The sequence below is a fragment of the Burkholderia sp. LMG 13014 genome (genome assembly GCF_905232215.1).
Taxonomy (GTDB): Bacteria; Pseudomonadota; Gammaproteobacteria; order Burkholderiales; family Burkholderiaceae; genus Burkholderia.
Genome location: NZ_CAJNKE010000829.1, coordinates 1 through 2,042 on the forward strand (window position 1 = coordinate 1; position 2,042 = coordinate 2,042).

A 2,042-nucleotide genomic window follows, 5' to 3' on the forward strand; every position below is an offset into this window, starting at 1 on the left:
ACCGAGCATCCGCTCGTGCGCGTGCATCCGGAGACCGGCGAACGCGCGCTGTACGTGAGCCCGAGCTTCCTGAAATCGGTCGTCGGGCTGACACCGCGCGAGAGCCAGGCCCTGCTCGAACTGCTGTGGGAACACGTGACACGGCCGGAATTCACGATCCGCTTCAAGTGGGAACCGCGCAGCATCGCGTTCTGGGACAACCGCGCGACCGCCCACCTCGCGCCCGTCGACATCTTCGATCTCGACTTCGACCGCCAGCTTTATCGCACGACGCTCACCGGCGACGTGCCGGTCGGCCCTGACGGCCGGCCATCGGTCGCACTCGAAGGCTCGCCGGTCGAAGCCGCGGCGGCGGTCGCGCTCAACTGAACCGGCCCGACCTGACGAAAACCGGCGCGCACTGCATCGCGCCGGCCTTTCCAGCCGCCACACCACGCGGACGAAACCACTGTCCGCGTGGCGCTCCCCTTGTATCTTTATGTCTCGGACCGGCTTGGGTAGCCCGATCCCCCTCTGGGATGATTGAAGCCCGCGATTGAGCGCTCAATCCAGCCAGACCCCATCGAAGCGGTGCCCGCCAAGCGGCGAGAACGTCAGCCCGTGCACGCGCGTGGATACGGGCAGCGACACGATCGACGTCGCGATCGGCGTGAACGGCACCTGGTCCTTGAACACGACCTGCGCCTGTTCGTACAGCGCCGTGCGCTTCGCGACGTCCGCATTGGAACGCGCCGCGTCCACCAGCTTCTCGAAATCCTGGTTGCACCACTTCGCGAGGTTGCTGCCGTGCACCGCGTCGCAACCGAGCAGCGTGCCGAGCCAGTTGTCGGGATCGCCGTTGTCGCCCGACCAGCCGTACAGGATCGCGTCGTGCTGCCCGTCGTGCTTCGCGCGGCGGTTGTATTCGCCCCACTCGTAGCTGACGATCTTCGCGCGCACGCCGATCTTCGCCCAGTCCTGCTGGATCAGTTGCGCCATCAACTGCGCATTCGGGTTGTACGGGCGCTGCACCGGCATCGCCCACAGCGTCAGGTCGAAGCCGTTCGGGAACCCGGCCCGCGCGAGCAGCGCCTTCGCAGCGGCGGGATCGCGCGGCGCGTCCTTCAGGCGCGGGTTGTATGACCATTGCGAAGGCGGCATCGGGTTCGTCGCGATCTTCGCGTCGCCGTTGAACACGGTCTTCACGATCGCCGACTTGTCGATCGCGATGTCGAGCGCGCGCCGCACGTCGACGCGGTCGAGCGGCGCATGCTGCGTGTTGTACGCGACGAAGCCGACGTTGAAGCCCATCCCCGAGAACAACGTCAGCTTCGGGTCGCGCCGCACCGTGTCGAGGTCGGCCGGCCGCGGGAACACCGATACCTGGCACTCGCCGGCCACCAGCTTCTGCAGGCGCGCGGCCGGATCGGGCGTGATCGCGAACACGAGATGGGCGAGCTTCACGTCGTCGGCCTTCCAGTAGTCGGGATTCCCGTCGTAGCGAATCAGCGCGTCCTTCTGGTACGTGCGTAGCAGGAACGGCCCGGTGCCGACCGGGAACTGGTTGATGTCGGCCTCGCGATGGCGCGCCGCGAGCTGCGACGCATACTCGGCCGACAGGATCGACGCGAATGCCATCGCGAGGTTGCGCACGAACACGACGTCGGGCGTCTTCAGCACGAAGCGCACCGTGTAGTCGTCGACCTTGTCGATACGCTCGACATTCCGGTCGAAACCGAGATCGCTGAAATACGGGAAGCTGACCGGGTAAGCCTTGCGGAACGGATCGTCCGGGTCGAGCATCCGGCGGAACGTGAAGACGACATCGTCGGCCTGGAACGGCCGCGTCGGCTTGAACCACGCGGTGGTCTGGAATTTCACGCCGCGCCGCAGGTGGAACGTGATCGTGCGCTGGTCGGGCGACACGTCCCAGCTCGTCGCGAGCGCCGGTTCGAGATCGAGCGTGCCGCGCTTGAACTGCACGAGCCCGTTGTAGACCGGGTACGTGCTCGCATCGAAATCGGTGCTCGTCGTATGCTGGCCCGGATCGAAGCCGGCCGGGC

General features: G+C 66.6%; 2 protein-coding genes. One reads left to right on the forward strand and one right to left on the reverse strand.

What is annotated here, in order from left to right:
* Positions 1-369: TauD/TfdA family dioxygenase (locus JYJ84_RS35075; protein WP_205190162.1), on the forward strand; the 369-nt coding region annotated here is incomplete at its 5' end.
* A gap of 174 nt (positions 370-543) precedes the next feature.
* Here the strand turns inward: JYJ84_RS35075 and JYJ84_RS35080 are convergent.
* The coding region (locus tag JYJ84_RS35080; RefSeq protein ID WP_205190163.1) for an ABC transporter substrate-binding protein at positions 544-2,042 on the reverse strand (1,499 nt) is incomplete at its 5' end.